Source organism: bacterium, assembly GCA_023150945.1.
Lineage (GTDB): Bacteria > Zhuqueibacterota > Zhuqueibacteria > Zhuqueibacterales > Zhuqueibacteraceae > Coneutiohabitans.
Map to the genome: position 1 here is coordinate 1 of JAKLJX010000035.1, position 25,200 is coordinate 25,200.

Annotated in this window: 19 protein-coding genes; 1 reads left to right on the forward strand and 18 read right to left on the reverse strand. The window is 53.5% G+C overall.

Going from position 1 to position 25,200, the window contains the following annotated elements; all coding sequences use genetic code 11:
- From L6R21_26325 to L6R21_26365, 9 genes are all read right to left on the reverse strand, one after another.
- Window positions 1-417 (reverse strand): DUF4372 domain-containing protein (locus L6R21_26325; GenBank protein ID MCK6562723.1); only part of this gene is annotated, 417 nt, incomplete at its 3' end.
- A gap of 211 nt (window positions 418-628) precedes the next feature.
- The gene (locus L6R21_26330; GenBank protein ID MCK6562724.1) at window positions 629-1,519 is read right to left on the reverse strand and encodes a DUF5009 domain-containing protein; all 891 of its coding nucleotides are present in this window, start codon (window positions 1,517-1,519) and stop codon (window positions 629-631) included.
- Window positions 1,520-1,728: 209 nt separating this feature from the next.
- A complete protein-coding gene (locus L6R21_26335) occupies window positions 1,729-4,056 on the reverse strand; it encodes a hypothetical protein (protein MCK6562725.1) in 2,328 nt (775 codons plus the stop codon).
- Window positions 4,057-4,249: 193 nt separating this feature from the next.
- On the reverse strand, window positions 4,250-5,623 hold the full coding sequence (locus L6R21_26340) for a PIG-L family deacetylase (protein ID MCK6562726.1): 1,374 nt from the start codon (window positions 5,621-5,623) through the stop codon (window positions 4,250-4,252).
- Window positions 5,624-5,628: 5 nt separating this feature from the next.
- Window positions 5,629-6,867, reverse strand: coding sequence for an MFS transporter (locus tag L6R21_26345; GenBank protein ID MCK6562727.1), 1,239 nt, complete (start codon window positions 6,865-6,867; stop codon window positions 5,629-5,631).
- A gap of 52 nt (window positions 6,868-6,919) precedes the next feature.
- Window positions 6,920-9,058, reverse strand: a complete 2,139-nt coding sequence (locus L6R21_26350; GenBank protein ID MCK6562728.1) for a beta-galactosidase — start codon at window positions 9,056-9,058, stop codon at window positions 6,920-6,922.
- Between the two features lie 70 nt (window positions 9,059-9,128).
- Window positions 9,129-10,055 carry a sugar phosphate isomerase/epimerase gene (locus tag L6R21_26355; protein MCK6562729.1) on the reverse strand — a complete coding sequence of 309 codons (927 nt, stop codon included), beginning with the start codon at window positions 10,053-10,055 and terminating at the stop codon, window positions 9,129-9,131.
- A gap of 96 nt (window positions 10,056-10,151) precedes the next feature.
- Entirely contained in the window at window positions 10,152-11,309 is a 1,158-nt protein-coding gene (locus tag L6R21_26360) for a Gfo/Idh/MocA family oxidoreductase (GenBank protein ID MCK6562730.1), read from the reverse strand.
- 46 nt (window positions 11,310-11,355) lie between these two features.
- On the reverse strand, window positions 11,356-12,678 hold the full coding sequence (locus L6R21_26365) for a DUF6259 domain-containing protein (GenBank protein MCK6562731.1): 1,323 nt from the start codon (window positions 12,676-12,678) through the stop codon (window positions 11,356-11,358).
- A 54-nt stretch (window positions 12,679-12,732) separates the two neighbouring features.
- Between L6R21_26365 and L6R21_26370 the strand changes: the two genes are divergently transcribed.
- Entirely contained in the window at window positions 12,733-13,044 is a 312-nt protein-coding gene (locus tag L6R21_26370) for a hypothetical protein (GenBank protein MCK6562732.1), read from the forward strand.
- Window positions 13,045-13,049: 5 nt separating this feature from the next.
- Here L6R21_26370 and L6R21_26375 read toward each other — a convergent pair whose 3' ends face one another.
- The 9 genes from L6R21_26375 to L6R21_26415 all read right to left on the reverse strand — a co-directional run bounded on the left by L6R21_26375 (window position 13,050) and on the right by L6R21_26415 (window position 25,170).
- Complete coding sequence (locus L6R21_26375) at window positions 13,050-13,517, reverse strand: ureidoglycolate lyase (GenBank protein MCK6562733.1); 468 nt, start codon at window positions 13,515-13,517, stop codon at window positions 13,050-13,052.
- Between the two features lie 123 nt (window positions 13,518-13,640).
- Complete coding sequence (locus L6R21_26380) at window positions 13,641-15,080, reverse strand: cellulase family glycosylhydrolase (GenBank protein MCK6562734.1); 1,440 nt, start codon at window positions 15,078-15,080, stop codon at window positions 13,641-13,643.
- A gap of 154 nt (window positions 15,081-15,234) precedes the next feature.
- On the reverse strand, window positions 15,235-16,356 hold the full coding sequence (locus L6R21_26385; protein MCK6562735.1) for an aldo/keto reductase: 1,122 nt from the start codon (window positions 16,354-16,356) through the stop codon (window positions 15,235-15,237).
- A 47-nt stretch (window positions 16,357-16,403) separates the two neighbouring features.
- The gene (gene rbsD / locus L6R21_26390) at window positions 16,404-16,808 is read right to left on the reverse strand and encodes a D-ribose pyranase (GenBank protein ID MCK6562736.1); all 405 of its coding nucleotides are present in this window, start codon (window positions 16,806-16,808) and stop codon (window positions 16,404-16,406) included.
- Window positions 16,809-16,917: 109 nt separating this feature from the next.
- Entirely contained in the window at window positions 16,918-17,310 is a 393-nt protein-coding gene (locus L6R21_26395; GenBank protein ID MCK6562737.1) for a VOC family protein, read from the reverse strand.
- A gap of 61 nt (window positions 17,311-17,371) precedes the next feature.
- Window positions 17,372-18,247: a ribokinase gene (gene rbsK, locus L6R21_26400; protein ID MCK6562738.1), complete on the reverse strand. Its 876-nt coding sequence runs from the start codon at window positions 18,245-18,247 to the stop codon at window positions 17,372-17,374.
- A 131-nt stretch (window positions 18,248-18,378) separates the two neighbouring features.
- Window positions 18,379-21,657: a hypothetical protein gene (locus L6R21_26405; protein ID MCK6562739.1), complete on the reverse strand. Its 3,279-nt coding sequence runs from the start codon at window positions 21,655-21,657 to the stop codon at window positions 18,379-18,381.
- Between the two features lie 203 nt (window positions 21,658-21,860).
- Window positions 21,861-22,847, reverse strand: a complete 987-nt coding sequence (locus tag L6R21_26410; GenBank protein MCK6562740.1) for a PorV/PorQ family protein — start codon at window positions 22,845-22,847, stop codon at window positions 21,861-21,863.
- Window positions 22,848-22,992: 145 nt separating this feature from the next.
- Window positions 22,993-25,170: a hypothetical protein gene (locus L6R21_26415; protein MCK6562741.1), complete on the reverse strand. Its 2,178-nt coding sequence runs from the start codon at window positions 25,168-25,170 to the stop codon at window positions 22,993-22,995.
- Between the last annotated feature and the right edge of the window lie 30 nt (window positions 25,171-25,200).

Consider the following 25,200-nt stretch of genomic DNA (forward strand, 5'->3'; position numbering starts at 1 on the left):
CGCCCAGGGGAATGATTCCAGACAAAGATCAACGGTAGTAGCGTCAAGGGATTCCAAGTTGTTCTTGAATCGAAACTTGTGTTTTGGAGATATGTCACGACAGCGGAGCAAAACCTCAGCGAACAGTCTTTCATAGATTTGCCAATCGCGATTCTTGTTCGCATCGGCCACGGTTGAGCGCGCGACGTTTCTTAGGCCCAAATGATAGAAATAGTTCGTCTTGTTGGAGAAGCCGATGACGATGTCTCTGAGCGAGGTTTTGCTGGTCAATTGCGCATAGAGCATCACCCCGAATTGCGACCAGCAATTGAATACTCGAGTGCGATAATCTCCTTGAAATTTGTCAACGCAGGCTCTGAAAACTGACCGAGGAACCAAACTCAAGAACTGATTGAAGACCGAGGCAAAGTTCTTCATGATTGATCTCCCGAAGTTCGGATATGATGCATTCGACTATGCGCTCATAAGATACGAAACAACAATACGGGAGAACAAGACGCGCTTTGTCAAAGGTCTGCTAATTTGTCTGTGGATATGTGGATAACTCTTTTTTGGCGCAAGCACATCAACGCCGTGCAAAATACAAGCGAGACGTATTCTGAGAATCGGTGCTTGAAATCGAACAAGCTCAAGAAAAACAGCCCGCAAAATCGCTTCTAAAGCTCAACCGGACAGCACTGATGGTAAATGGCTTGGCCCAACGTTGCAAGCCTTTAACGTCGATTAACCAATAAAACATTGCGAGGCAGCTCAACGCCCAGCCGGTCATGAAAATGCTGTAGGAGCTTGTCCACATATTTTTGTTGATAGGCAGCCAGTTGTCGAAGATGACGCCGAGCAACAGCATTGCTTGTCCGATGACAAACATCCAGGCTGTCTTCTCTTCGCGGCTGCGATCCGATCGCAGCCATTGTCCGGTCAACACACCGAACAGCGTCGAGGCAATCGCGGGAATTGTGCTCACGATTCCCTCCGGATCAAAGCCCTCGGCAGGCGCATAAATCCACGTGTGCCCGTGCAAAAAGGTTGAGTCAACGAACCAGCACAAATTTCCCGTCGGCTCCATCACGCCGGCGCCAAATCCTGGCACCGGAACAAGCTTGACCAGGAGCCAATAGGCTGCGAGCAACGTCACCGTCCAGATGATCTGCCCGCGAATCTTTGTCGTCAGAAAAACGATGCTGGCGATCAAGAAACAAATCGCGATGCGCTGCAGCACGCCGGGAATGCGAAATGTCGCCCACGAGAATTCATGATTGAAAATCAAGCCGAACGGGAAACCATTCACGACCAGACCAAGCGCGAACAAAATAGCGGCGCGTCGAAGAGTGTGCAGCAGCAATTGCTTTTTCGTTTGACCCTGCGCGAGACGTTTCGGAAACGAAAACGTCATGGCCACGCCGACGATAAAAAGAAAGAACGGAAAAATCCAATCAGTGAAAGTCCAGCCGTGCCAGACGGCATGCTTGAGCTGCGCATAGCTGTTTTCCCACGAACCGGGATTGTTGACGAGAATCATCGCCGCGATCGTCGCGCCGCGAAAGACGTCGAGTGATTGCAGCCGATTGGGACTTTCCATTTTTCCAAAACAGTGTAAAAAGTTGAGTAATCGTCAATGTCGGGATCAACACCCGATGATGACGAAAATAAACGTTTGTAGTGATGCCTTCAGGCATTCTACTTTTGCCGGAAACCCGACGACTAAAGGCGAAACTACGAACGTTATTTTCAGTTCCCTTTCATCAGAAACTCTTCATAGCGGCGGCGGTACTCACGCTTGTAATCATCAACAGCGGTTTGATAGCTCAGGCTCGGCGCCTCTGTTTTTCGCCGCCATTTTATTTCCACCCTGCGTGTCTCGACGGGCAAGCTGACCATGGAATTCTTGACCGGCATCGATTTGCCATCTGCCTGAACACTTGAAACTTCCATGAACCATGGCAGATGGAGAATAAGCTCTTTGGGCTTTCGCATGAATTGATTGTTCATCACAAGAGCGGCGGCTTCTGGCTCGCATGACAAGTCAAAATTCACTCGGCCAAAATATGTTGGTGCACGAGAGATGGAAATTTTCTCTCCGCTTTTCACCCATTCTGGAGAAACGCACGACAGCAGGTGCAACTGCTCATCTTGCTCACGAACCATCATGTTGCGCAGCAGTGTCCGAAGCTTGGCGGCAAACCAGCCATGTGGCGCCATGTTCATGCCGAAATCGCGCGTGCTCCAGGGCCAGATGGAAAACTCGAATCCGGTATGCGTCGCGCTGGTGTGCAGCAGCAGCGCATACAATTCTTCGATGGCCATCTGTTGATCGCCGCGAATCACCTCGGTTTCGGTATTTTTCATCGTCAGATAATGATGCAAATAGCGCCCGTTCTCGTAAGTCATGATTCCTTCTTGATACTTCGCGCGTGTAGCGTGCAGCGTCGCCGTCACCATCGGGTCGAATGGATCGAGAATGATTTCCGGATAAACCGCCATCATGTTGCCCCAATCATTTCCCGGCCCGCCTTCCAATCCCGGAGGTATGTAGCCGCGCGTTTTTGCCGTGATGCGCTTGAGGTGTTTGACGAGGGTTGAACGAAAATCATCATATTCGCGCTGAAACCATTTCGCCTCCTCCTTTCTGCCCAGTCCCTCGGCAAGCGCAATCGCATTTTTCAAGCCGGCGAGCGCCCAGAAGTTGTGTCCGGTCACATGGCCTGAGATATTCTCGTTGTCACCGGGCGTGGTCACCGGCATGACGTGCAAAGGGTCGCCGCGACGGGCTTTCTGCAACCACGCGAACGCCTTTTGTACCGCGGGAAAAACTTTTTCAGCGAAGGCTTGGTCGCGCGTCATGCGATAGTGTTGGCCAAACGCCCACAGCGTTTGGCCCCAGCCATCGTATTGCCCACCTTGTGAAACGAAGTTGCCGTCTTCTCTCTGCCAGCGCGGGAAGAAATCGAGGCATTGGCCCGCGATATCGTGATAGCCGGAGACATCATACATGCGCACGATGTACGAAGCATCGCGGAGCCAAAAAGAGTCGTACTGAAATTCATTGACCTTCTGAATGAAATGTCCGTCCACTTTGTTGCGCGCAATCAAGTCGTACACGAGATTGGCTTTGAACGAATTCACAACTTTTTCTTCGGGAAGGGAAATGTCGATGCCGTCCGCGAAAATCTCCTCCCAGAAGTTGATCGTTCGCGTGAGATAATCATCGAACCTCGCCGATCTCAACAGCGCAACCGTCGCGCTCTGGGGCGGCAACGGCTCATACGGCATCTTGAAGTCCAGCGCCTGCTTTTCGTCCGGCTGCAACGAGATTTTGTATTTGACAATGCCCATCGGCGTCGTCGGCAGGATTGGAATGCGCATCGCGCCAAGTTCCGGCACCTCGTTGTAGCCGGTTTTAAGAACGATCGATTGCTGCGGGACCGGATTGGAGGGATAAAGATACATCACCAGGCTGTCGCGCAGAAATGCATCTCTGGAAAAAGTGTACTCCCAATTCGGATCAAACACCGCGCCGGCTTGCTCGTATTCGCCGAGAATGCCGGCCTTTGCCGGACGGAGAAAACGGTTGTCGCCAATACCCCAGTCGGTATTCGCCTCGTTTTGATAGCGCGTGCCGACGCCAAAACCCACCGCCTGCGGTTGACTGCTTTGATTATGAATCTGCACGCGGGCAAAGTTCATCAACGGACTTTCGGGATCACCGTCCAGCGTTGCCGCAAACAACGTCAACTGATAACGCACACTTTCGCGTTCAAATTGATATTGAACCACCGGCAGGTATCCGCTCAACAAGGTCTTGACGCGCTGCTGAACCGGCGTCAGGGGATTGCCAGCGAAAAACATCAGCTCGCCGAAGCCCGTGCACAAATATCCTTCCGGCGTGATCAACGTCCCCTCTTTGCCGTCCATCACGCCGATGACATCAGTCGGTTGGCTGAAATAGCAAAACGGCTCATCGTCGCGATCAATCGCGGGGTCGAGCATTTGCGCACGCGTGTTTGCCAGACTCACCAGAAGAATGGCCAGGGCGAATGTGATCAACTTGATTCGCATATTAATCAATCCTATCTCAAACACCGATAACACAGGTGACACGGATAAAACCAATTTTCTCGGATTCTCTTTGAAATAAACTCCATCAGAAGCTCTATTTGATCTTTTCTATCCGTGTGAATCCGTGCCATCCGTGGTCAAATGGCCTTATGATAAACTCGCAGACTTTTTGAACCCGGTCATATGATTAATCTTACTGCGGCAATGTCCAATCCTTCACGATCGTTTTCATACTCACCGATCCGATCACTTTGCCATGGGCTGCTGCCTTCCAAATCACCTCTTGTGGCTCAGCTCGTTCTTCCGCCGGTGCAAAGAAAAACGTCTGTGCCGGATAGGTTTCAAACGGCCCCAGGCGATAGCGCGCCGAGCCGGAAGATTCGCGCCATCCCGCGGGCATCGTCGAGGTGAGGGTGATCTCAACGGAATCTGGTGTGTCGTTTCTCAGCAGCAGCGGAATGTGCACGTAGCTTCCCGCACCAACTTCCATTTCCGGCGCGACCAAAGGTCCGAGGTGTTCGAGGTTGTGCGCCTTCCAAAACTCACGATAAAAAGCAAAAGCGCCGCCAAGCGTCACCGACATTCCTTGGCGCGGTTCTGCTCGATAGCCGCGCACTGGCACGTAAGCAGCTTCCCGGCTCGTTATTCCTTCGAAGACTTCGCCCCGTGGATCACACTTGACCACGGATTTGCCGAAAATGAGATTGAAATTCCGCAACCATTTCCGCAATTCTTTGAAGTCGCCCGTCGCGAGAGCCTTCGCAGCGATTTGCGAGACTTCTCCTTGGGTGAGATAGTGTTTTTGCAGCTCTGCCGCGAGCTGATAATAGGGCACTTTGCGCGCCGGCGAGATTGCCGCCATATCAAATCGCGGCCCCTCGGCTGGAATCGCGTGCGAGGCATCCGAAAAAAAGTAAAGCTTCTTCGGCTGCCACGGCCGCAAGCCCTCCGTGAAGTTGTTGATGTCCAGACGTTCGCGCGGCGGCGCCACCTGCGCCGGAAAAACTGTGGGATTGCCGGCGAGATCGAAAGCCTCGGTGGCAATTACGCCCGCAGCTTGATGATCGCCATGATTTTCACCGGCGACATAATGCGGCAGCCACGTCATGATGATTTCCGGCCGTGTGAGTCGAATCAAGCGCACAACCTGTTCGAGCACGGCGCCGTGATTCCACCTGTGCAGCGAGTGCAGCACGTCCTGCCCGGGCGTGTCGCGGCCATCGATGAACCACACATTCTCGATGCCGAACGCCGAGGTCGCGCGCCGGTTTTCAATCTCACGAATCGCTCCCAGCGCTGTGGCCTGTTCGTTTCCGTGAGAATTCCCGCCGCCGGTGCCGCGCGTGGTGTAGATGATGGCCACGTGCTTCTTCTCATCAAAAATCGCTTTGGCAAGATAACTGCCGATGGCAGTTTCATCATCGGGGTGCGCGAGTATCAGCAGAATATCGGCCTTGCAGCGTTCATCAGGTTGGGGATAGGCCGGCGCGGTGGGAAGTTGTGCGAAGGATTGCTGGATTCCGGTTACGGCAATCAGCGAGAGGGCAAAGACAATACCGTGCTTCATAAAATTTACGATTCATATTGAATGGTTTCAACCAGCACCTGATAGTTTACATTCCTCGGTTCTTTGACCCACCGTGTCAACCAAATCGCCGAGGCAAGCGCAAAAACTGCGGCGATCATGAAGACCGTGTCATAACCGAAGCGATTGGCCAGCCAGCCGCCGGCGAGGCCGGAAAGCACGAACGGCGAGGTGATCATATTCGCCAACGCGATATAAGTCGGCCGTTCTGTTTCCGTACAAAACTCGGCGATAATCGGCAGTCGCGAAATGCCGGTCAATCCGACCGTGAACGACGCGCCGACGAACACCAGCAGATAGATTTCTATGGTGGGCGCCAGCAGCGCCATCAAACAGGTTCCGGCGGTGATGATGGCGGCCAACAACAGATTCAAGCGATGGCCGAAATGGTCCGCCAGGTAACCAAAGAACAAGTTGCCGGCCATCATGCTGGCCATCATCACGATGATGAAGGTGCCGGCATGGGCATCCGCGAGCGAGAATTTTTCCAGCGCGCCGACGGTGTAAAATGCACTCGCCATGGTCGCGGTGATGAGCAGCGCATCGGCAACGAGGAAATTGCGATAGTTGTGCTGCTGTTTGAGAATTCCAGGCAGGCTGCGCAAAAAGCTCCTGTGAGGAACTTGCTGCTCCGGTGACGCGCCATTTTCTTCCTTCAGCAGCGCCACAAAAATGTATGACGCCATCATGGTGATGAACGCGAGCAAAAACAGCAAAGCGAAGTTTTCGGGATAAGTGACTCCCGCCAACACCTTCGTCACCACCCAGCCACCGATGATGCCGAGCATGGCGCCCAGAACCTGCCGCACGCCGAACAATCGCCCGCGCAAATCCAATGGAGTAATCTTGGCCACCAAATCAAACCACGCCGGCAGATTAATGCTGCCGCCAATCGCGGCCAGCGCATACACCGTGAAGAAGAGCAGTAATCCAATTTCGGTGTTTGTCCGGGCAACGAGCAAAAATGCAAGCAAAGCGAGCAGCAGCCAGGGCGCGCGTTGCACCATCGCCGTGGTCAACACGAGTTGTTTTTTGCGTGCAAAGCGCTGGGTATAATTCGCAATGAAGATTTGCGGGAAGTTGAATCCCACGGTCCAAAGAACGGGAATAAGCCCAACGGCAACGTTGCTGCCGCCCATTCTTTTGACAAATACCGGGAGAACGGTTTGCACCGAAACAAAGCTCATGGCCATCGCGAAGATGGCGCCGTCACAAACGTTCGCCATAAAATTCCAGTGCAGAAAAGGCCGTTGCCGCTCCGCTGATCGCAAGAACCGATTAAGCACGAAAGACCTTGACCTCCTTTGGCGCCAGCGCCAGCGTGATCATAGCGCCATGTTGATACGGTTTCACGGTCAGCCTCTCGTTGCTGAATTGCTCGGTCAACTCGTTGGAAGCTTGCATCGGCAGATATATGGAAGCCGCAACAGCCGCAGGCTCGAGATTTTGCGTAATGATCATCGCCTGCTGATTGGGCGCGGTTAAAATATCAGCGCGAATTCTGGCTTCGCCCAGGACTTGCGGCCGTTCAATGGTTGCGGCGAAATCAACCAAGCTGGCGATCAGCCCGGCATTTGCTTCGCAGCCATTTTGATAATAGGGGAGGCCGAGATAAGAGCCGATGAGAATCGCCTTGCCTTTGCCATAATCGGCGCAAGTGATGGCCGGTTCGCCAGCCGAAAATCGCGCCAACACTTCTGCGCCCTCAATAAAAAATGCTTCTTTGACTGTGGCGCCGTATGCCTTTTCGCCCTTTTTGATGAAGCCCAAATCTCTCACCATTTCAATTTCGATTTTACCGTTTTCATCCGGCGGCGCAACCACGCCTTGACGAGCTTTGAAAATTTTATGCAAGCCATAACCGGGCACAGTGGTTTGATGATGGCCGCGCTCGACATACCAACCGGCAAAATAGCTTTCGCCGATCAATATGCCGCCGGAATGCACCCACGCTGCAAGCGCCTGGCAGATTTTTTCGCTGAGATAATAAGGAAACGGCACGTACACAACTTTGTAATTTTGTAATATATCACGATCCAATTCATTTGGATGAATGAGATCGATTTTGAAATTCCGGCGATAAAGCGCCTGGTGCACGCCGAGAAGCGAATTGGTCGCGGTTTTCTCGGTGCCGGTCGCGGCCCATGCAAAGATTTGGTTTTCGGGATTATAGAGCAGCGCGATTTCTGCCTTCTGCGGCGCGGCATCAAGCAGAAACGCGGCGTTTTTCTGAACGACCCCATTCACCTCGGCAAAAGATTGCAGCCACGGCGTAGGCGAGCTATCGAGATAAGTAAGTCCCCACGCCGGCGCTTCGCGGCCGAGAATCTCCGGACGATATTGCCAAAAGATGCAGCCTTTCAAATTCGCAGCAATGCCGGTGAAGACGAAGCGCTTGATATCGTTCATATCAATCGGCTTCGGCAAATCTAGGGTGTAACCGAAAAGCATGAGCATCTCTGCACACATCACCGGCTTGCTTTTGGCGCAGGAACGCACGACGTCAACCATCATCGGGTCGTCCATCTGAGTAATGCCGTGCAGATCGCCGTATTGCCCGACGTTCCAGGGATCGTTTGCGGTTGAAGTCACCGGAAAGCCCTGAATGAAAACATGATGACACAGCAACGGATGCTTGCCTTGATCTTCTGCTTTTGCAACTTCAAACCGTCGCTTGACATTCTCGCCGAGCGTATGCACAAAGAACATGCGCCAGTCGATCATGTCGTTGAAGGTATTGCGCGTCTTCGGGATCTCGATATCGTCAAATGAACGATAATTGCGGTTCCAGGCGACATTCAATTGCTCGATATTGCCATACTTCGTGCCAAGCCATTTTTTGAAAGAGAACTGGCAGCGCTCACAGCAGCAGAGCATATCACCCATTTGGCCGGCGTTATCGGCGTACAAACGCATCTCGGCCATACTGCTGGTCAATTCCGGCTCACTGCCGACGTTCCACATTTCCAGCGCGGGATGATCTTTGTAACGCTTAATCGTCTCGCGCAAAAAGTGGAAGAAGTGTTCCATTGCCTCGGCGTGGTTGAAGCACAAACCGAGTCCACCGATTTGCCGATGTGGCTGCGTTTGCGGGCCGATGCGGCGGCCGTCGAGGGTGAGCATGGAGGCATCCGGATACTTTCTATAAATCCACGCCGGCGCGACGTCGAAAATGGTGTTGAGCATCACCCGGAGTTTGTTGCGATGGGCGATATCCATCAACCGGTCGATGTCACCAAAATAAAACTCGTCCTCGGCAGGATGGTTCCATCGCCACTGTACCCAAAACTTCGCGGTGTTGAAACCGAGAGCGGCGATATTCCGCAAATCGTTTTCCCAATCAGCCGGCGAGGGCGAGGGCGCACGATAATATTGCGTGCCGAAGGGAATGTATTCTGATTTTAGGAGATGGCGCATGACGTAATCCAGACTGGCGGTCTGGCCTCTATTGATTGGCACTGCAAAATCGCCGATCCGTTGGACTGGGCTAAACTATAAACTGTGCAAGATGCTTTCGGCCCAAAGCCAATCCTCGTTTGATCTTTTCCTCTGAGCCTTCCCACACCGGATCTTCGTGCTCAATTGACAGCACGTAATCGTAACCATTCTCCTGCAACGTCGAAATAAGTCTCTGCCAATCGATTTCTCCCATGCCGGGGACGCGATAACGCCACCAGCCGGATTTCCACGGAATCGGATCGAGCTGGCGTCCGAAGAGGCCGTAACGATACTGGCCGTCGCGCAGCATTTCGGTATCTTTGGCGTGGGCGTGAAAAATCTTTTTGCCAAAATCTTTCACGCATCGGGTGTAATCAATTCCGAGCCAGTAAAGATGCGAGGGATCGAAGTTCAAGCCAAAGTTCTCGCTTGGCACTTCATTAAACAGCGCTTCCCAAAGCTCCGGCGAATAGGCGAAATTGCCAGGAAGGCCGAAACGTTGCCAGTTCTCCATCGGACAATTTTCAATCATAATGCGCACGCCTTTGTCCTCGGCATATTTCACCATGCCGCGAAACACTTCGCCGATTTCTCCCATATTTTCCTTCGGCAATTTGTCGGGACGCGCGCCGACAAAAGTGCCGACCAGATTTACGTCCAACAACGCCGCGGTGTCGATCACTTTCTTGAGATGGTCATGATAATATTTTCGCTTCGTCAGATCGGGATCGAGATTGTTATCGTAACACGCCATTGCCGAAATGCCGAGATCATGTTTGGCAAAAAGCTCTTTCACGCGCTTGGCCTTGTCTTTCGTGAAGTTGGCGGCGTCAATCTGCCGCGCTTGATAATCACGCGTCGAATCCACCGGCCAGGCGGCAAGCTCAAGAGTGTGGAATCCCTGTTCCGACGTCCATTTGACTAAATCTTCGAGTCCGACCCGCGGCAAGCAGGCAGTCAAGAATCCAAGTTTCATGGTTTTTCGCACTCCAGATAATTTGATGGATTTTCGGAACATTGGATTGATGGCTTTTTGTTTTTCCAACACTCCATTACTCCACCACTCCAGTTTTCATACCACCACCCACTTTTTCGCCTTGTTGCTTTTCAAAACTGCTTCGATAATTTTGTTTTCCCAATGCCCATCGGCAAAAGTGGGGAAATCGGGATGATCTTTGCGCGGGTCTTTTCCGGCGCGGATGAAATTGTAGACGTTCATGAACAGATTCTTCGGGCCATCCGGATAACCTTCGGGATGCCCGCCGGGATAATGCGCATACTTCCGCGCGGCCTCGTCCAGCAACGCGGGATCCTTGATGATCGTCTCATTCGGACGCTCGCGATAGCCGACCCACAGTTGATTCGGCTCCTCTTGGTCCCATGCGATGGCCTTCTTGCTGCCATCAATTTCAAACCATTCACGGTTCTTCCTGCCGGCACTCACTTGCGAAACAGTGAAAACGCCGCGCGCGTCGTTCTCGAATTGCAGCATGACAATTCCCGCATCTTCAGTTTTGACCGCCTTTGTTTCGTAAGCTTGCGCCGGAGTTTGCTCTTTGCCCTTGAAGGTTTCCACTGTTTCTTTGGGCTTCTTCCTGGTTTGGTGAATGGTGACGAGATCGGCAAAAACACGGTTGATTTTCAAGCCGGTGATAAACTGCACCAAATCACACCAATGCGAGCCAATATCGGCCACCGCCCGCGACGCGCCGCTGATTTCGGTTTCCAAGCGCCAGTTATGGTCAGTGTCATAGTAGAGCCAGTCTTGCAGGTAATGGCCGTGCACAAGATAGATTTCTCCCAACTCGCCTTTGCCGGCCATGGCTCGGGCATGTTGAATCAACGGATAGAAACGATAATTGAAGTTAATGGCGTTGACGACGCCATGCTTTGCCGCCAATTTCACCAGCTCTGCCGACTCTTTCGAGTTCATCGTCAGTGGTTTTTCAGAGATGACGTGTTTGCCGGCCAAAATCGCGGCTTTATTGATTCCAAAATGCAAGCTGTTGGGAGTACAGTTATGAACGGCTTGAATCTCGTTGTCAGCAATAACTTCCTTCCAACCGCCATAAGCTTTGGGAATCGCAAAGCGTTCCGCCAAGGCTTGCGCGCGTTCAATTTTCTGTGAAGCGACGGCAACGACTTCTATGCCGCCTACTCTTCTCAGAGCTTCGATATGTGCCGGCCCAATGAATCCGGTGCCGATAACCGCCGTTTTGATGGACTTCATCGCAATCTCCATATATCGAGGGCAGCAACCAGACTGCCAGTCTGGCCTACAAGTTCTTCGCTCTCTCCAACATATTCTTCACTTCCGGCAAATCCATCGTTTGCTGATGATCGTAGAGACACAGCGCCGGAATCACCCCAAGTTTTGCGTAAGCTGTTTCCTGCAATTTGAACATGGGGTGCGACGGATATTTGGTCAACAGATGCGCAACGAAACGGGTGTATTTGCCAAACAAGTAGGTTGACACCGGATGCGCCTCGCGCCAGCGCGTCTGTCCTTCCATGCCGTGAATCTCAGCGATGCTGTCGATGCCGTGGATTTGCGCCATGGGCAGTGCGCTCAAAGTCTGCTCGTGCTGTCCTTCTCCGGCAAACACCACATGAGGAAAAGCACGTTGCAACCGCTTAATGTGATCACGCATGCCCATGAGAAAATTCGGCCCTTTGCTCACATTAAATGCCAGCAGAGTCTGATCGAGAAACACGGCGTCGAGATGAAATTTCGTAATCAGCTCGCCAAGAATTTCTTCCATCAAATCGCCCCATTCCTTTGCGCCGGGATTGATGTACGCAAAATACGGCTCGGCCAGCCAATCGCCGTCGATATCCAGTGCCCATCCCTGCGTTCTATCAAACAGATCGACGACTTGATGCGCTTTGAATTTCGAGAAAAGCCGGTGCGTGAATGTCATCGCCAGCACGTTGGTGTGAATCATCACGCGATAGCCCAATTGGTGTGCGGTGTCGACGAGCTGCTTGAATTTCGCTTCACCACCAAGCTCCTGGCTGGGATTATAATCCGGCGCGCGCGAATCAATGCCGTGCTCGGCAAAGCCGGGCAAATAAACCAGCGTTTGTTGCGGATTGTGAAACTTGCACCATTGCTCGAGACGCGCAATCATCTGATCGAACGTGTGGTGCGGCTCGGGCCGGTCTTTGCGCATGCCCCAAAGCTCGAGCACAAAGTTGATGTCGTTCGCCCACTTCGGAAAATGGGAATTCATCTCAAGCGGCGTCAGATCGAATGCTTGTTCCAGCCAGGCGCGATGAAGGTCAACCGGAGTCTTCCAACCCCCTCCGTAGCCATCGAGATACCACGTCGCTTCAAGGTTTTTGGCAACCAGCGGCGCGTTGGCCTCGAAGCCATACGTCAAAGCAAAGCCGCTGGACTCTCGGCGCACGCGCAGCAATTTGAAACTGGGCTCGGCGTCTTTGGTGCGAATCCACATGCCGCCGCCATTGCTTGCGCCGATGACGAATTGCGCGTTCCACCAGAAGGGATATTTGTAGCTCAACGTCGTGTCAGTCGGCATTTCTTTGCTCAGCACCTGTCCGCCGAGCGCCGGCACAATCACTTCATCGAATTGCAAGCCGGAAAGCTTCCATTCCACCAGCCATATTGGCTGTGGCGATTCGGCTTTGAGATGAAAACGAATGTCATCGTCCGAATTGCTAACCTGAATTTCCGCGCGATGCGCTTTGGATTCGTCGGTGAGGATGAAACAAAATCGGTGCTCATCCGCATGGACAGATTCAAGCTCAGTGAAAAAAACCGGTTCGGAAATTGCCAACGGGTTTCTGAGCAACAGTGCTTGCCTGCCATTGACGCAAAAAATCTTGCCGGTCAATTGGTGTTTGATTTCACAAATGGAGAACGGACTCTCGCCAAAGGAAATCTGCAGGCGATCATTGGAAATGGTTTTGATCATATCGTCGTTTGTTTGCGATCCGGCTGATTGCGTTACGTCTCGATCTGTACTTTCTCAATGTTCTTTTTCACCACGTCCTCATGCGGCGTGTTTCTGCGGAAAATCACGAAGTATGACGATTCCTTTTTTCCGGCCGGCAAACACGCACCATGCCACACAGCTTTGTCAATGACAACTGCTTCGCCGAGATTGACTTGAAATGCTTCAACGGCGCTCTCGGGCTGACCCTCCAGCAACAGCGGCAAAATGAACGGCGCGTCAATGGGAATGAGAATTTCCGGCGTGCGCAGGTGACGCTCGACGCCGGAAATTTCCATCACCGGTTGCTGATAAACCGTGCAAAGGCCGATCTCGGTCTCGCCGTCGATGTGGTAATTCGCGATGTTCGACCAGAATTTGTAATCACTCGCCTGCGAGGTTGGCGGCTTCGTTGGCGCCGTGACGACTTTGCCGAACATGGCGAAGTTTTCGGGAGTGATGCGTTTGGACTTGATCCTCATGGTTCATCCTCATGAACAAAAAATCTCACGCAAAGACGCGAAGCCGCGAAGGTCTGCAAAGAAAAACAAATCCCCTTTGCGAATTCTTTGCGTCTCTGCGCCTTTGCATGCAACAGTTGTCTTTTATTTTGTGAGCTTGATAATCGCGATTTCGCCGCCGATCAAAGTGACGTCTTTCAGTGTAGTCGAGCTTGCCTTCTGTTGAATCCCTTTGAACTCTTTTGCATTGCCAAGCTCATCATAAAGCGTGGCTCTGCCGGCCAGCTTCATCGGCAGCGTCAACGCAATGCTTTCCTTGCGCGCATCTTTCACGTTACCGCTCTGGTCGTCACTTTGTTTGCCGCTGGCTTTGGTCTTCAACCAGCCGACGACGATCACACTACCATCTTCATTCTGAAAACAATGCACCTCGCTGTCGGAGCCGATGGTGCGCTCGATCAAGACCTGAGCATCGATGCACTTGCTTCTCTGCGCGAACAGCCGGTTGAAAAACGACAGTGCCTGCTCCGCTGGTTTGGGCCTGTAATCAACATACGCCACGCCGAGATGGCGATTGTTGACGTCGCCAATGACTTCATCCTCCGGCGGCAAATCTTTGATCTCATACCAGGCAATGGCGGCGAGCTTCTCGGTCGAGAGCAGCAGCGTGAGCGTTCTGATCAATTGCACGGCCTGGAATTTCGGCGTGTGCTCGTAGTCGTAATATGCCCAGGACCAGTCCGAAACGTAGCCGTTGCGGCGAAACGTGCTGTAGCCGACTTCCGCCATCCAGATCGATTGATTGTTGCCGTACTGCTTGACAATGCCGGCGATGGTGTTCACATAAGGAACGATGTTTTCAATCGGCGCGGGATTCCAGGTTTCGAAATAGTTGTGAATGTTGACAACATCGACGTACGGACTGATGCCGTAATCTTTGAACAGCGCGAGCGTGAATTCGGTGTGACCGGCCAGACCGGGACACACGACGATCGCGGTGGGATCGGCTTTGCGCACGGCAGCGGAGCCAATCTTCACGAGGTTGGCCAAATCTTCCGCGGTACCCGACCAATAGGCTTTGATGTCCGGTTCGTTCCACAGCTCCCAGGATTTGATGCGGTCTTTGTAGCGATTGACCAAAATGGCGACGAACTCGCCAAATTGCGCGTAATCCTTCGGCGTATGATTCCAAAAGTTGGTGGTGTCGCCGGTGGAATTCCACGACGGTGTGTAACAAATGTATGGAATCAGGGTGATGCCATATTCATCCACGGCGATGCGAACATAGTCATCCCAGAATAGCCAGTTGTATTTGTCCTTTTCGCCTTCGATGCCGTCCCAGCCAAAGGAAATGCGCAGAAGATTGATGCCGCTTCTTTTCAGAAGCTCCATGTCATTGCGGATAATCTCCAGCGTCGTGGTTTCTTCCGGATAATCTTCACAGAGGCCGATGGGGACGTGATAGTAAACCGCGTCTTGCGGCTTGCGCAGTTGATCGTAGATGAGCTTATGGTCTTGCGCGGGAAGAGATGAGAAGGCAAAAAACCAAAAGAAAAAAGCATGAAGCAAACTTTTCGAGCGCATGTGAATCACCTTTTGTTTGTTGGCCGGTTCATTAGGCGGCTAAATTCCAGAAAATTCCGTCTTCAAATCCGCAGGCGGTTCTCATCCTTTAGACTTATCGAGACGATGATGTGCTTTCAAAAGCCAGTCAGCCGATTGGCTGCGTTCGCAGGGACTACGCGACTTCCTCATGCCAGAAATCTTTCCGCCAAGCGAACGGCTTCAACGCTTCAAGCTCTTCCGGGTCCAGCCACTTGCCATCGCTCGCGGCGATATTCATCTCCGCCTGTTGCACGCTGCGGATGCCGGGAATGACCGTGTGCACGGCGGAATGGCTCAAACAAAAGCGCAGCGCGTATTCTGCCATTGACATGCGGGGATGCCGCCCGTCCTTGAATGCACGCACGGTCTCAACACGCTTGACGACCGCCGGCAAATTCCTCCCGCGAAAATAATGCCGCCGCACGTCACCTTCGGGAAAAGCTGTCTGCGCGGTATATTTGCCGGTGAGCGCGCCTTCGTCAAAGGGAACACGAACAATTACACCGGCACCGAGCTTCTCACAAACGGGGAAGAGATTCCACTGCGGATACTGCTCGAAAATATTGTAGATCACTTGCACCGATTGCACTTTGTCGAGTGCCAGCGCGCCGATGACGTTGTCCGGTGTGGTGTCGGGGACGGAAACGCCGATGGCGCGAATCTTTCCCTGCTCCTTCAATTTCATCATCGCCTCGAACCATTCGTCGCGGATGTTGAACGAGGTGGCCCAAGTGTGAAATTGATAAATGTCGATATAGTCGCGCTGCAGTTTTTTCAACGAACCTTCGCAGCGTTCAATGAGGTACTGCGACGGGAAGAACTTCAGCGGGTCGGAGTCGTCGGGTGGCGGCCATTTGGCCTCTCGGGGCGGCACTTTGGTGGCGACATAGATTTCCTCGCGGCGCTCTTTCAATACTTTGCCGATCAGTTCTTCACTGTGGCCCTTGCCGTAGCCTTGCGCCGTGTCGATAAAATTCACGCCGAGGTCGATGGCCTTATGCAGCGCGCGCATAGACTCCGCATCATCCTGCGGACCCCACATATCTCCGCCGATGGCCCACGCGCCGAAACTGATCTCGGAGAATTTCCAACCGAGCTTGCCGAAGGTGCGATAGCGCATATTTGATCCTTGATACTGGATACTGGATACTTGATACTGGATACTTGATACTTGATACTGGATACTGGATACTGGATGCTGGATGCTGGATGCTGGATTCTGGATGCTGGATGCTGGATGCTGGATCCCAAACACATAGTACTGAAAATCGGATTCCAGACCCAGTATCCAGCATCGAGCAACTAACCAAATGTTACACCCGAAACTAGAATCACATTTGCATACGGCGAGGCTTCGCCGGTGCGGACGAAGGCGATATTGCCTTCGCATCTGGTCATCTTTTTGAATTCGTTGTGCGGCACTTTCGTAATTTCGACTCCGGACAACAGCCCCAACAATTCACGTTGAATGGCGCCGCTGCGGCTTTCCATCTCTTCGGCAATGACTGCCTGTTCCACTTGCAATTCTTTCAAGATAACTTTCACGGTTTCGATAAAACGCGGGATATTGGCAGCAAGCGCCAAATCCACAGCTTCCCGTTCACGGGGAATGGGAAGGCCGGAATCACAGACGACCAGTTTGTCGGAATGCCCCATTCCGGCGATGATTCGCGAAAGCTGGGAATTCAAAATGCCGGTTTTCTTCATGTCATGCCTGGCCTTTCTTGCGCTCTGCAGCGCAGGCAGCGTGCCTGCCGCCGCGCAGACCGGCAGGACGCGCTGCGATCGTTTGTCCAGCGCAGACTGGCAGACTGCGCTACGGTAAATATTCTATCAGTTCGATATCCATGCCGTCAGGGTCGCTGAAAAATGCAATGCGCACGGTCTCCTGAACCGTCGTCGGCGGAATGCGAAAGGGCACTCCGGCTTGCGCCAATCGTTGGTGCTCCTCATCCACGCTCTCAACGAGCAAACAAATGTGCTTGTATCCCAACACTTCATTGACATGCGAGAGCGCCTCGCCGCGGATTTCGGGGACGCCGAAAAGTTCGAGAATGGTGTCGCCCAAGCGCAAAAAGACGATGCGGAGCCTGGATTCAGGAAACCACATTTCGTGATCAATCGTGAAGCCGAGAAGGTGAGTATAGAAATCAATCGACCTTGCAAGATTCCGCACGGTAATGGTGGTGTGGTCGATGCGCTTGATCATATTTTCGTAGTGATGCCTTCAGGCATTCTCCTTAATGAGTTACGTCTTGCCCCTGAAGGGGCTACTGCACTCGAAACTTCTGCAACTCCTTCATCGTCGGCATGGAGCTTTGGGCGCCCATCTTCGTCACTGAAAAGGCCGCGACCGCATTGGCAAAGCGGATGGCTTCATTTGTGCTTCCGCCCTTCGCCAACCAAAAAGCCAGCGCGCCGTTGAACGCATCGCCGGCGGCGGTGGTGTCAACCGCTTTCACCTTGCGCGCCGGAAAGATTTTTGCGCTCTCGGCATTGACCAAAAGACAGCCTTTCGCACCCAGCGTGATAATGACGTTTTTGACGCCGAGGTTGAGCAGGCGCTTCGCCGCCTTCTGCGCCGAGGCAACATTTTTCACCGGCATGCCGGTCAAGATTTCGGTTTCAGTTTCATTGGGCGTCAAGTAATCAACCATCTGCAAAAGCGACTTGGGCAATTTCCGCGCGGGCGCGGGATTCAAAATGACGGTGACGCCATGTGCTTTGGCCAGGCGGGCCGACTGGGTTACAGTCGCGATGGGAATTTCCAATTGCAAAAGAACAATTTTGCTTTTGGCAAAGACGAAGCGCTTGTTGTCAAGGTCGGCGGGAGTCAGTTTCATGTTGCTGCCGGAAACCACGACGATTTCATTTTGACCGCGGGCATCGACCGTGATGAGCGCGATGCCGGTTGGAGCGACCGGATCGACGAGAAGGTGCTGCAAGCGCACGCCGTCATTTTTCATGCTCTGCAGCAGCTTGGCGCGAAATACATCATTGCCCATTTTGCCGATAAAGTGAACGCGGCCCCCGAGCTTCGCACAGCACACGGCTTGATTCGCACCTTTGCCGCCGGGAAACATGGCGAATTGGTTGCCGAAGACGGTTTCACCGGGTTGCGGCGGGCGTTTTGTGACCACGACCATATCCATATTCGCGCTGCCGACGACGAGAATGCCGTTGCGTAACATTTCGCGCTCCATTCTGTTTTCGGTCTGCAGGTTTGTCGGTTGTTGCGTGCGCCGAACTAATGCTTAAGTAGCCACCGAGCAACCGACTAACCCGCCAACTGTAGCTCATATCGCTGCTCATGCACCAACCTCGGCGTCGAGAAAATGCCCGAGGGTTTTTGTACGGCCTCAAGCAAGTTTATTAGCGTGTTCGTAACTTTCAGTTCGAGCATGTTCTTGCCCGTTCTGATCAAATCGGTTACATCGACGCTATACGGATGCCACGGCACGACTTGGCCCTTGCTTTCGTTGATGCTCACTTCCAGCACGTCATCGCCGCAGTCGACTTCGAGAAACAATTTGCCGCCGGTGTACTTTGCCGGCACGTTGATTTCGGTGCGATAGATGCCGGTGCCGGAGTAGAACGGATAACCCTGTTTCGTCCAATCACCAATTTTTATCGTACGATTCCTTTCGACGATGGTGTAACGATCGGCCGCTTGTTCTAATGCGAAATCGCCGACGAGTTTGAGCAAATCGAGAATACCATCTGTGCGGCGGGTGACCACTAGCGTTATTGCAACCACATTACGGCCTGGACGGACATAGGAATGAATATCGATCTCCTTAATTTCTGCATCGAGCTTGCTGCGCTTGCCCTTGTCCTTGACCTCCTGGCCATTGATAAAAAGTTGATAGTTGCGGCCGCTGAAGCCGTCGATCAGCACGCGCAAGTTTGGCGGCTGTGCCACCATATCGAATACGGTGCGATACCATAGTGTGATGGGATAAGTCGCTTGATCGCGCTCCTGCGGGAGTTGCATTTCCCACGCGCCGTTGGTGACGTTGAGCCAGTCGGTGTCATCACAATCGAACTTATGAAAACCCCGCTCGAATCCCGCGCCGTCGTCCATTGTCATTTTCCATTTGGCGAGGAGCAGCGCGTTATCCCCTTCCAACTCAAATGAAAATTCTTTGCCGAGAGAAAGCGGTCGCAAGGGACGTTTGCCGTTGACAACGACGCGCTTCACGCCTTTGTCCGTGGCGATTTTCGCAAACACTTCTTCTGAGGCTTCGGCGCTGTGGCCGACAAGAGTATTGCCATCGAAGCTGGCGACGTTCAAATTGCTTGCGGTGGTGAACGGCTTTTTCAATTCGCCCTTCAAGACCACGAGGTGAGACTCACTCGCGGCGAAATCGAGATGAATGGCCAAACGCCCGTTTTTGACTCGGCAAAGGTGAATCGGCGTGATGTCGCCGGTGTTGGGATTCCACCGCTCCGGCTGGGCAATTTGCTCGAAAGTGATTTCAACGGCGTGTTTGTCTTGCGTGCCGGTGTTGACGAAGAAATAAGCGTCGTGACCGTCTTTGATGCGGTGCAGATAAAAAACCCCTTCCTCGCTAATCGTGACATCCGGCACAGCGCATTGATTGAGCACGCGTTTGAGTGCTCGCTTGGCGTTGGCTTGATGCAGGCCTTTGCCTGCGATTACGAAAACACTGCCCTTGCTGTTCCGGTGCGTGATATGCACTTTTGCCTTGCCGCCGTTTTGAAAATCATCAAGCAATTTCACCGGATTCACCCCAAAGAGATTCCTGACCTCTCGCGCAGCGTCATTTCGCTCGGTCTCCAAAAACTCGACGGGCAACAAAGTATCTGCAATGACGCTGCCGCCGCTCTTGACAAATTTCTGCATTGCTTCGAATGTCGATCTTTTGATATGCGTCACCGGCGGCAGAATGAAGATCGAATATTCCTCGTCGCGAATTTTGATTTGACCATTCGCAATCGTGGCATCGGCCAGCACATCTTCATCGACATAATCAAAATCATAATGCAGCCGCAGCAGTGTGTCGGTCAAATAGTTGAAATCGAACTCGATGACGTTGCCAATGTCAGTACGCTTCTGCGGAACGTAGTTGGCCCAGATGCTGCTCAACGGGTAGAGCACGAGTACTCTCGCGACATGGCGGCCGCCGGAAAGAATGTGGCTCAGTCGCGCGGCATAATTCGTAAATTGGTCGTAATACTTCCACCAGGTGTGATGATAGAATTGCGACGGCGGCCAATCGCGCTTGCGCTCGCCTTCGATGGAGTAATGATAGCCGTGATTGTTGAAGAGATTCACGCCGAGCACGTATTCCCAGTTTGTCATCCACTTCATGCGCTCCAGTGTGCAATCCCAATACGTGCCGCCCATGGATTCGCACAACACGCGCGTGCTGCCGAAATGATGCGCGGCGGAGCTGCCGATTTTCATGGCAACATGCTGATCCGGCTCTTTCTCGGTGCCGATCTTCGGATAGAGATGATCGACGCCGATGATGTGCATGTGGCGAAGGTATTTGAAGAGATTGCCTTCGCAGCGCGCGTGCATGCGCAGCCATTCTTCAAACAGCAGATGGCCGGTGAACAGCACGCCGTTGGCTTCACACCAATCGTGCAGGCGTTTGTAATACGTTTCGGCATATTGCTCGGTCAGCGTGCGCCAGAAGTCGTAGCGAATTTGCGCGGTTTTTTCACCCATGTTGGTGTAAAGCGCAGGGAGAAAGGGCCGTAAATCATAACCGCGGCGCTCGCGGAAGATCTTGAACATTTGCTTCGACCACGGCACGACGTAATTGTCGATGCCGACGTGATAGTAGTGCATCGCCGGCTCGTCAGTGTAAAAGCCGGGCACAATCGTGCCGAAATCTTTGCCGACCGCGGCTTTGTAGCGTTCGTGCGTAAGCTCAATGAACCTCTCGGTGGCTTCCGGATCGAGCGTGTCAATGTAATACGGCACTTCCTTTTCGAGAAAATAGAGCAGGCGCCATTTGCCCGGCGGCGCCTCCCACGGAATGACGCGTTCAAAAGAGAGATTGGGCGTGAGGTCGAAGAGATTTTTGATTTCGGTTTGATATTCTGCTTCGGTGCAGCCAAAGGCGGCAATCGGATGCGAGTTGCCGGTGTTCACGTAACGATTGTCGGTGGCTTCGAGAAAGGTGAAGAGCGGGCCGTCAACGTTGAGGGCAACCAATTCCAAATAGCGCTGAGTGAGATGCGGATGTTTCTTCAAGACGTTGCGTTCCGCGGTGCCGCTCGGCCAGTTCATTTCATCATAAACCCAAGTGTCGATGCCGATTTCTTTGGCTTTTTCAACCGCAAATTTCACGCGCGCGAACCATTCCTCCGAAACATAGGGCACTTTGAGTCCAAAGCGGCCATGAATGAAAATGCCGGGAATGCCTTTGCTATGATATTCGCGCATCTGCCATTCCATTTCCTGCAGATCCAGCTCGCCGTTCCAAAACCAAAATGGCAGAATGCCCAATTCACGCGGAGGGGTTTTGAAGTTTGTTGGAGTGAGTGGAACGCCAGTGAGAAGTGTGGGAGAGAACGACATAATCCTTCCTCTCTGAGTTGGTCGTGGCTCCTGCAAGAGCCGTGCGCGTGGGATGCGACGGCGTCAGGCAAATCCCTGGAAGTTTGCCAGGCCGGCAACAGCTCGCGGGGGCATGGCAGAAGCAGTGCGAAACAGGCTCCTCTTTCTACCAAGCCCGGTGGAGGCTTGGACAGTTGCGCTCCCGCGGATGTCAAGAGGAACCGTCAAAAAGCAAACAAGGCCGTAAGGCGATGGGGCGAGTCCAGAAAATCATAGTCGACATAAGCGTAGTCCAGGCGCATTTTGACATTGGAAATATGCCGGCTCAATCCGAAACCGAATGACCACTTGCCTTCATCATAGTTGATGCGGTAGCCGCCACGCAATGCGATGAGATTATACAGCACATACTCCGTGCCCACGTGCAGCCGCTCGGCATAGTCGTTGGAATGAACCGCATCCATATTGAGGGCAAGCCGGTAGCGTTCGGGACTGCCGCCCAGGAAAAGCTGTTCGCCACCCAGCAGATCGATCGACCAGCCGACGCGAAACAGGAGCGGCAACTCGTATCTCTGCTGTTCTGCTCCGCCGGTGTCCAGCCAACGGGCCTGCTTGGAAAAATTTTGCGCACTCATGGCCAGTCGAATGCCACGCCAGCCGGTGTTGTAATAAGTGCCGACATCAAAGCCCCACAGCGAACTGGCGTAGATATGAAGCTCTTCGCGCAGATATTTCGCGTTCACGCCGATGGAGAGCTTGTCGGTGAAGGCGCGCGCGAAAGCGCAGCCGAGCGCCAGGTCATTGCCGCCGAAGGAGTTTCCCGTGCGCGTGTCAACTCCGCCGGTGGGACTGGTGACCAGGGCTTCCTGCAGAGTGCCGTAGTCCAGCGTGGCGTAATGCAGCGCGATAACGCCCAGCCCGCCGGCACGAAAACCCACCGCGCCTGCCATGACGTTCAAATCCGCAAACCAGCGGGTGTAGTTGAAACCGGCTTCCACGCCCTTGATGCCGGTGACGGCCGCCGGATTCCAAAACACGGCGTTGACGTCCTGCATGTTGGCGATGCCGGCCTCGCCAAGAGCTGCGGCGCGCGCGCCCATGCCGATCTTAAGGAATTGAAACGTGGTGCGGCCGGCTTTGTTGAAGTCTTGCGCTGCGCTGCTCAGCGCGCAGAGCAAAACCATTATTGCAGCGAGAGTGAGTTTTTTCAATTTCTCATACCTCGTTCATTTCGTAGTCCCCGCCTTGTGCGGGCGGATTTGCTGCGACGTTGTTTGCCTCAATCAAATCGGACTCATTATTTCAATTGCGCCAAATTGTACTCGCAACAGGGCCCCACGCGGGGCAGGGCTACGTCTACCGGATGATCATGAGCTTGCCTTTCGCCTTCGTGCCGCCAAGCGAATCCGGTGTATCCGATTGCACGACGTAGATGTAAAGTCCGGGAGCGACTAACAGGCCGGAATCGGAGCGTTGATCCCAGGCAATGCTGCCGAAGAGATTGCCCAATTCATCCGGACCATGCTTGAGTGTTTTGATGAGATCACCGGAGACGCTGAAGATCTTGATGGTGGCGCGTTCCGGCAGATTACGGAATTCGATCTTGCGTGGCGTCGGCTCGCCGAAGCTGCGGTTGGGATCGCCTTCCACATAAGGGTTCGGCGCGACAAACACATCCCAGCCCTTCTCTTCCAGATTGATGGGGCCGGGGCGCGCGCCGATGAGTGCCGTGCGATTGTTGTCGTCGCTGGCCAATTCTCCCAGCCTTTCGACGCGTGCGCCATTGGCAGAAGTCCAGGGCTTGGGATTGCTGTTGTAGACTTGCACGTAATAGTAGAACTCGAACCCGAATTGCAGATCGCGATCGATGTACTCATATCGATTGAGATCAGGGCGCCAATACTGATCGAATTCGGCACGCGGAATGTCGGCGAGCAAATCCCAAATGCCGCGCTTGTCATTCCCGCGATAAATGCGATAGCCGCTCACCTCCGTCGCGCCGTCGAAGAACACTGCGCCAGAGCCGTCAGTGATTTCGGTTTCTTCGGCAAGTTTATCCCATTGCACCGCGATCAAAGCCGTGTCGGAGCCGGTCGAGACATTGGCGGCGCGGCAGTTCGGTGCGGGCGGCGCCTCCGGCACATCGGCAGCCAGGTCGATGCCGTTCACTTTGGCACCCAGGCCCCACCTGGCAGCACGGCGTGCCGCTTCCGCGTTGCGCCGAATTGCCGCAATGGAGCTGTCCGGATACCAGTGATTGGGATCGCCCAGATAGACTTGTTTCAAATCCATCACGCCGGCAACTTCGGCGACGATGAGCCGCACGGAGTCACCGGGCGCAAGCTTGTACGGCCCGAAGGAGCTGGTATACCAGCAATACAAATTGCCGTTGGTTGGCGGCAGAAAATCATGACGGGCATACTCGTAGATCTCATTCCTGCTGAAAGTGGACAAACCAAAGCCCTCGAAGTCCACTGTCTTGCCTCTGAACTTGTGCATCTCATCGCTGTAGACATTGAAGAAATTCGGATCCGCATCAAACGGATCGGGATTGGCGCCGGGTGGCGGCGTGCGATAGAGAAACACAAAGCCGAAGCAGGCCGGGTCTTGCAGCTCGGGCAGCGAGGCGCCGGGCTTGGTCAGCAACTGCTGCCAGTTCGGTCTTTTCACATACGTGTCGTTCGGCGCCGGCTCGCGGCCGCCGTTGTAGTCCCGGCTGTAATACAGTGTTCCCTTGCCGTCCGCGGTGCGGTTCTCGACGGCATAGTAATCATTGTAACCATGCTTGGGATGCCAGCCGAAACCGCCGGCTGGCGCCGCGGATTCAAGAAAGGAGGATTGATTCCAATGAAAATTGATCCAGCCTTTGGTGGAGACTTGAATGCCGCTGTGAAAAACGATCCACACCTCGTTCAAGGATTGATCGAGATGAACGGTCTTGTTGATGGCGGGGACGGCGATGTCGCCGGTGTTGGTGAAGACGAAATCATAGATGATGAAATCATGATAGCCGGGATAACTCCACGCCATGGAGCGCTGCTTCACGGTAATGCCGGTCACGGTGTGGAACCACGAGTAATTCATCTCTTCGGGCAAGAGCGGGTTGAAATCGGGCGCGCCATTAAAATTCGAGGTCTTCACCCACGGCGCGATGTTCGAGAGCACGCCTTCCTCGCCGGTTGCCAGCGAAGAGTGGTAGATCACAAAATCCTTCGGCTCAAAATGGTAATCCGGCGGCACCGGCGTCATGGCGTCTTTGGCGATAATCCACGGGCCGGTGCGAAAGTTGTGGAAGTTGGGATCGATGATCAGCTCGCTGTTGGCGTCTTCCTCGCGCCGTGGATAGGTGAACCCGGAAAAGCCGGGATAGAAACCGATGCCCGTACGCTGATTGTAATCCCATGCGCCGGGATGGCCGATGAAGCCCCAGTTAAAAAGCGTCTCCCACAATTTGCCGCGAGTGTGCGTGGCCATGTTTTGCTGCGCCCAGGCCGGCACGCTGAAAAGCACGATGATCACACCAAGACGCAGCAAAACGCGAAAACGCCCGCACAGAGGAGGAGG

Bases quoted from the DNA above. Each gene is read 5' to 3' on its own strand.
- L6R21_26335 (MCK6562725.1), bottom strand. From the start codon at position 4,056: ATGCGAATCAAGTTGATCACATTCGCCCTGGCCATTCTTCTGGTGAGT.
- L6R21_26350 (MCK6562728.1), bottom strand. From the start codon at position 9,058: ATGCGCCATCTCCTAAAATCAGAATACATTCCCTTCGGCACGCAATAT.
- L6R21_26340 (MCK6562726.1), bottom strand. From the start codon at position 5,623: ATGAAGCACGGTATTGTCTTTGCCCTCTCGCTGATTGCCGTAACCGGA.
- L6R21_26375 (MCK6562733.1), bottom strand. From the start codon at position 13,517: ATGAGGATCAAGTCCAAACGCATCACTCCCGAAAACTTCGCCATGTTC.
- L6R21_26355 (MCK6562729.1), bottom strand. From the start codon at position 10,055: ATGAAACTTGGATTCTTGACTGCCTGCTTGCCGCGGGTCGGACTCGAA.
- L6R21_26345 (MCK6562727.1), bottom strand. From the start codon at position 6,867: ATGGCGAACGTTTGTGACGGCGCCATCTTCGCGATGGCCATGAGCTTT.
- L6R21_26405 (MCK6562739.1), bottom strand. From the start codon at position 21,657: ATGTCGTTCTCTCCCACACTTCTCACTGGCGTTCCACTCACTCCAACA.
- L6R21_26395 (MCK6562737.1), bottom strand. From the start codon at position 17,310: ATGATCAAGCGCATCGACCACACCACCATTACCGTGCGGAATCTTGCA.
- L6R21_26370 (MCK6562732.1), top strand. From the start codon at position 12,733: ATGAAAACGAATGTCATCGTCCGAATTGCTAACCTGAATTTCCGCGCG.
- L6R21_26330 (MCK6562724.1), bottom strand. From the start codon at position 1,519: ATGATTCTCGTCAACAATCCCGGTTCGTGGGAAAACAGCTATGCGCAG.
- L6R21_26380 (MCK6562734.1), bottom strand. From the start codon at position 15,080: ATGCGCTCGAAAAGTTTGCTTCATGCTTTTTTCTTTTGGTTTTTTGCC.
- rbsK (MCK6562738.1), bottom strand. From the start codon at position 18,247: ATGGTCGTGGTCACAAAACGCCCGCCGCAACCCGGTGAAACCGTCTTC.
- rbsD (MCK6562736.1), bottom strand. From the start codon at position 16,808: ATGAAGAAAACCGGCATTTTGAATTCCCAGCTTTCGCGAATCATCGCC.
- L6R21_26360 (MCK6562730.1), bottom strand. From the start codon at position 11,309: ATGAAGTCCATCAAAACGGCGGTTATCGGCACCGGATTCATTGGGCCG.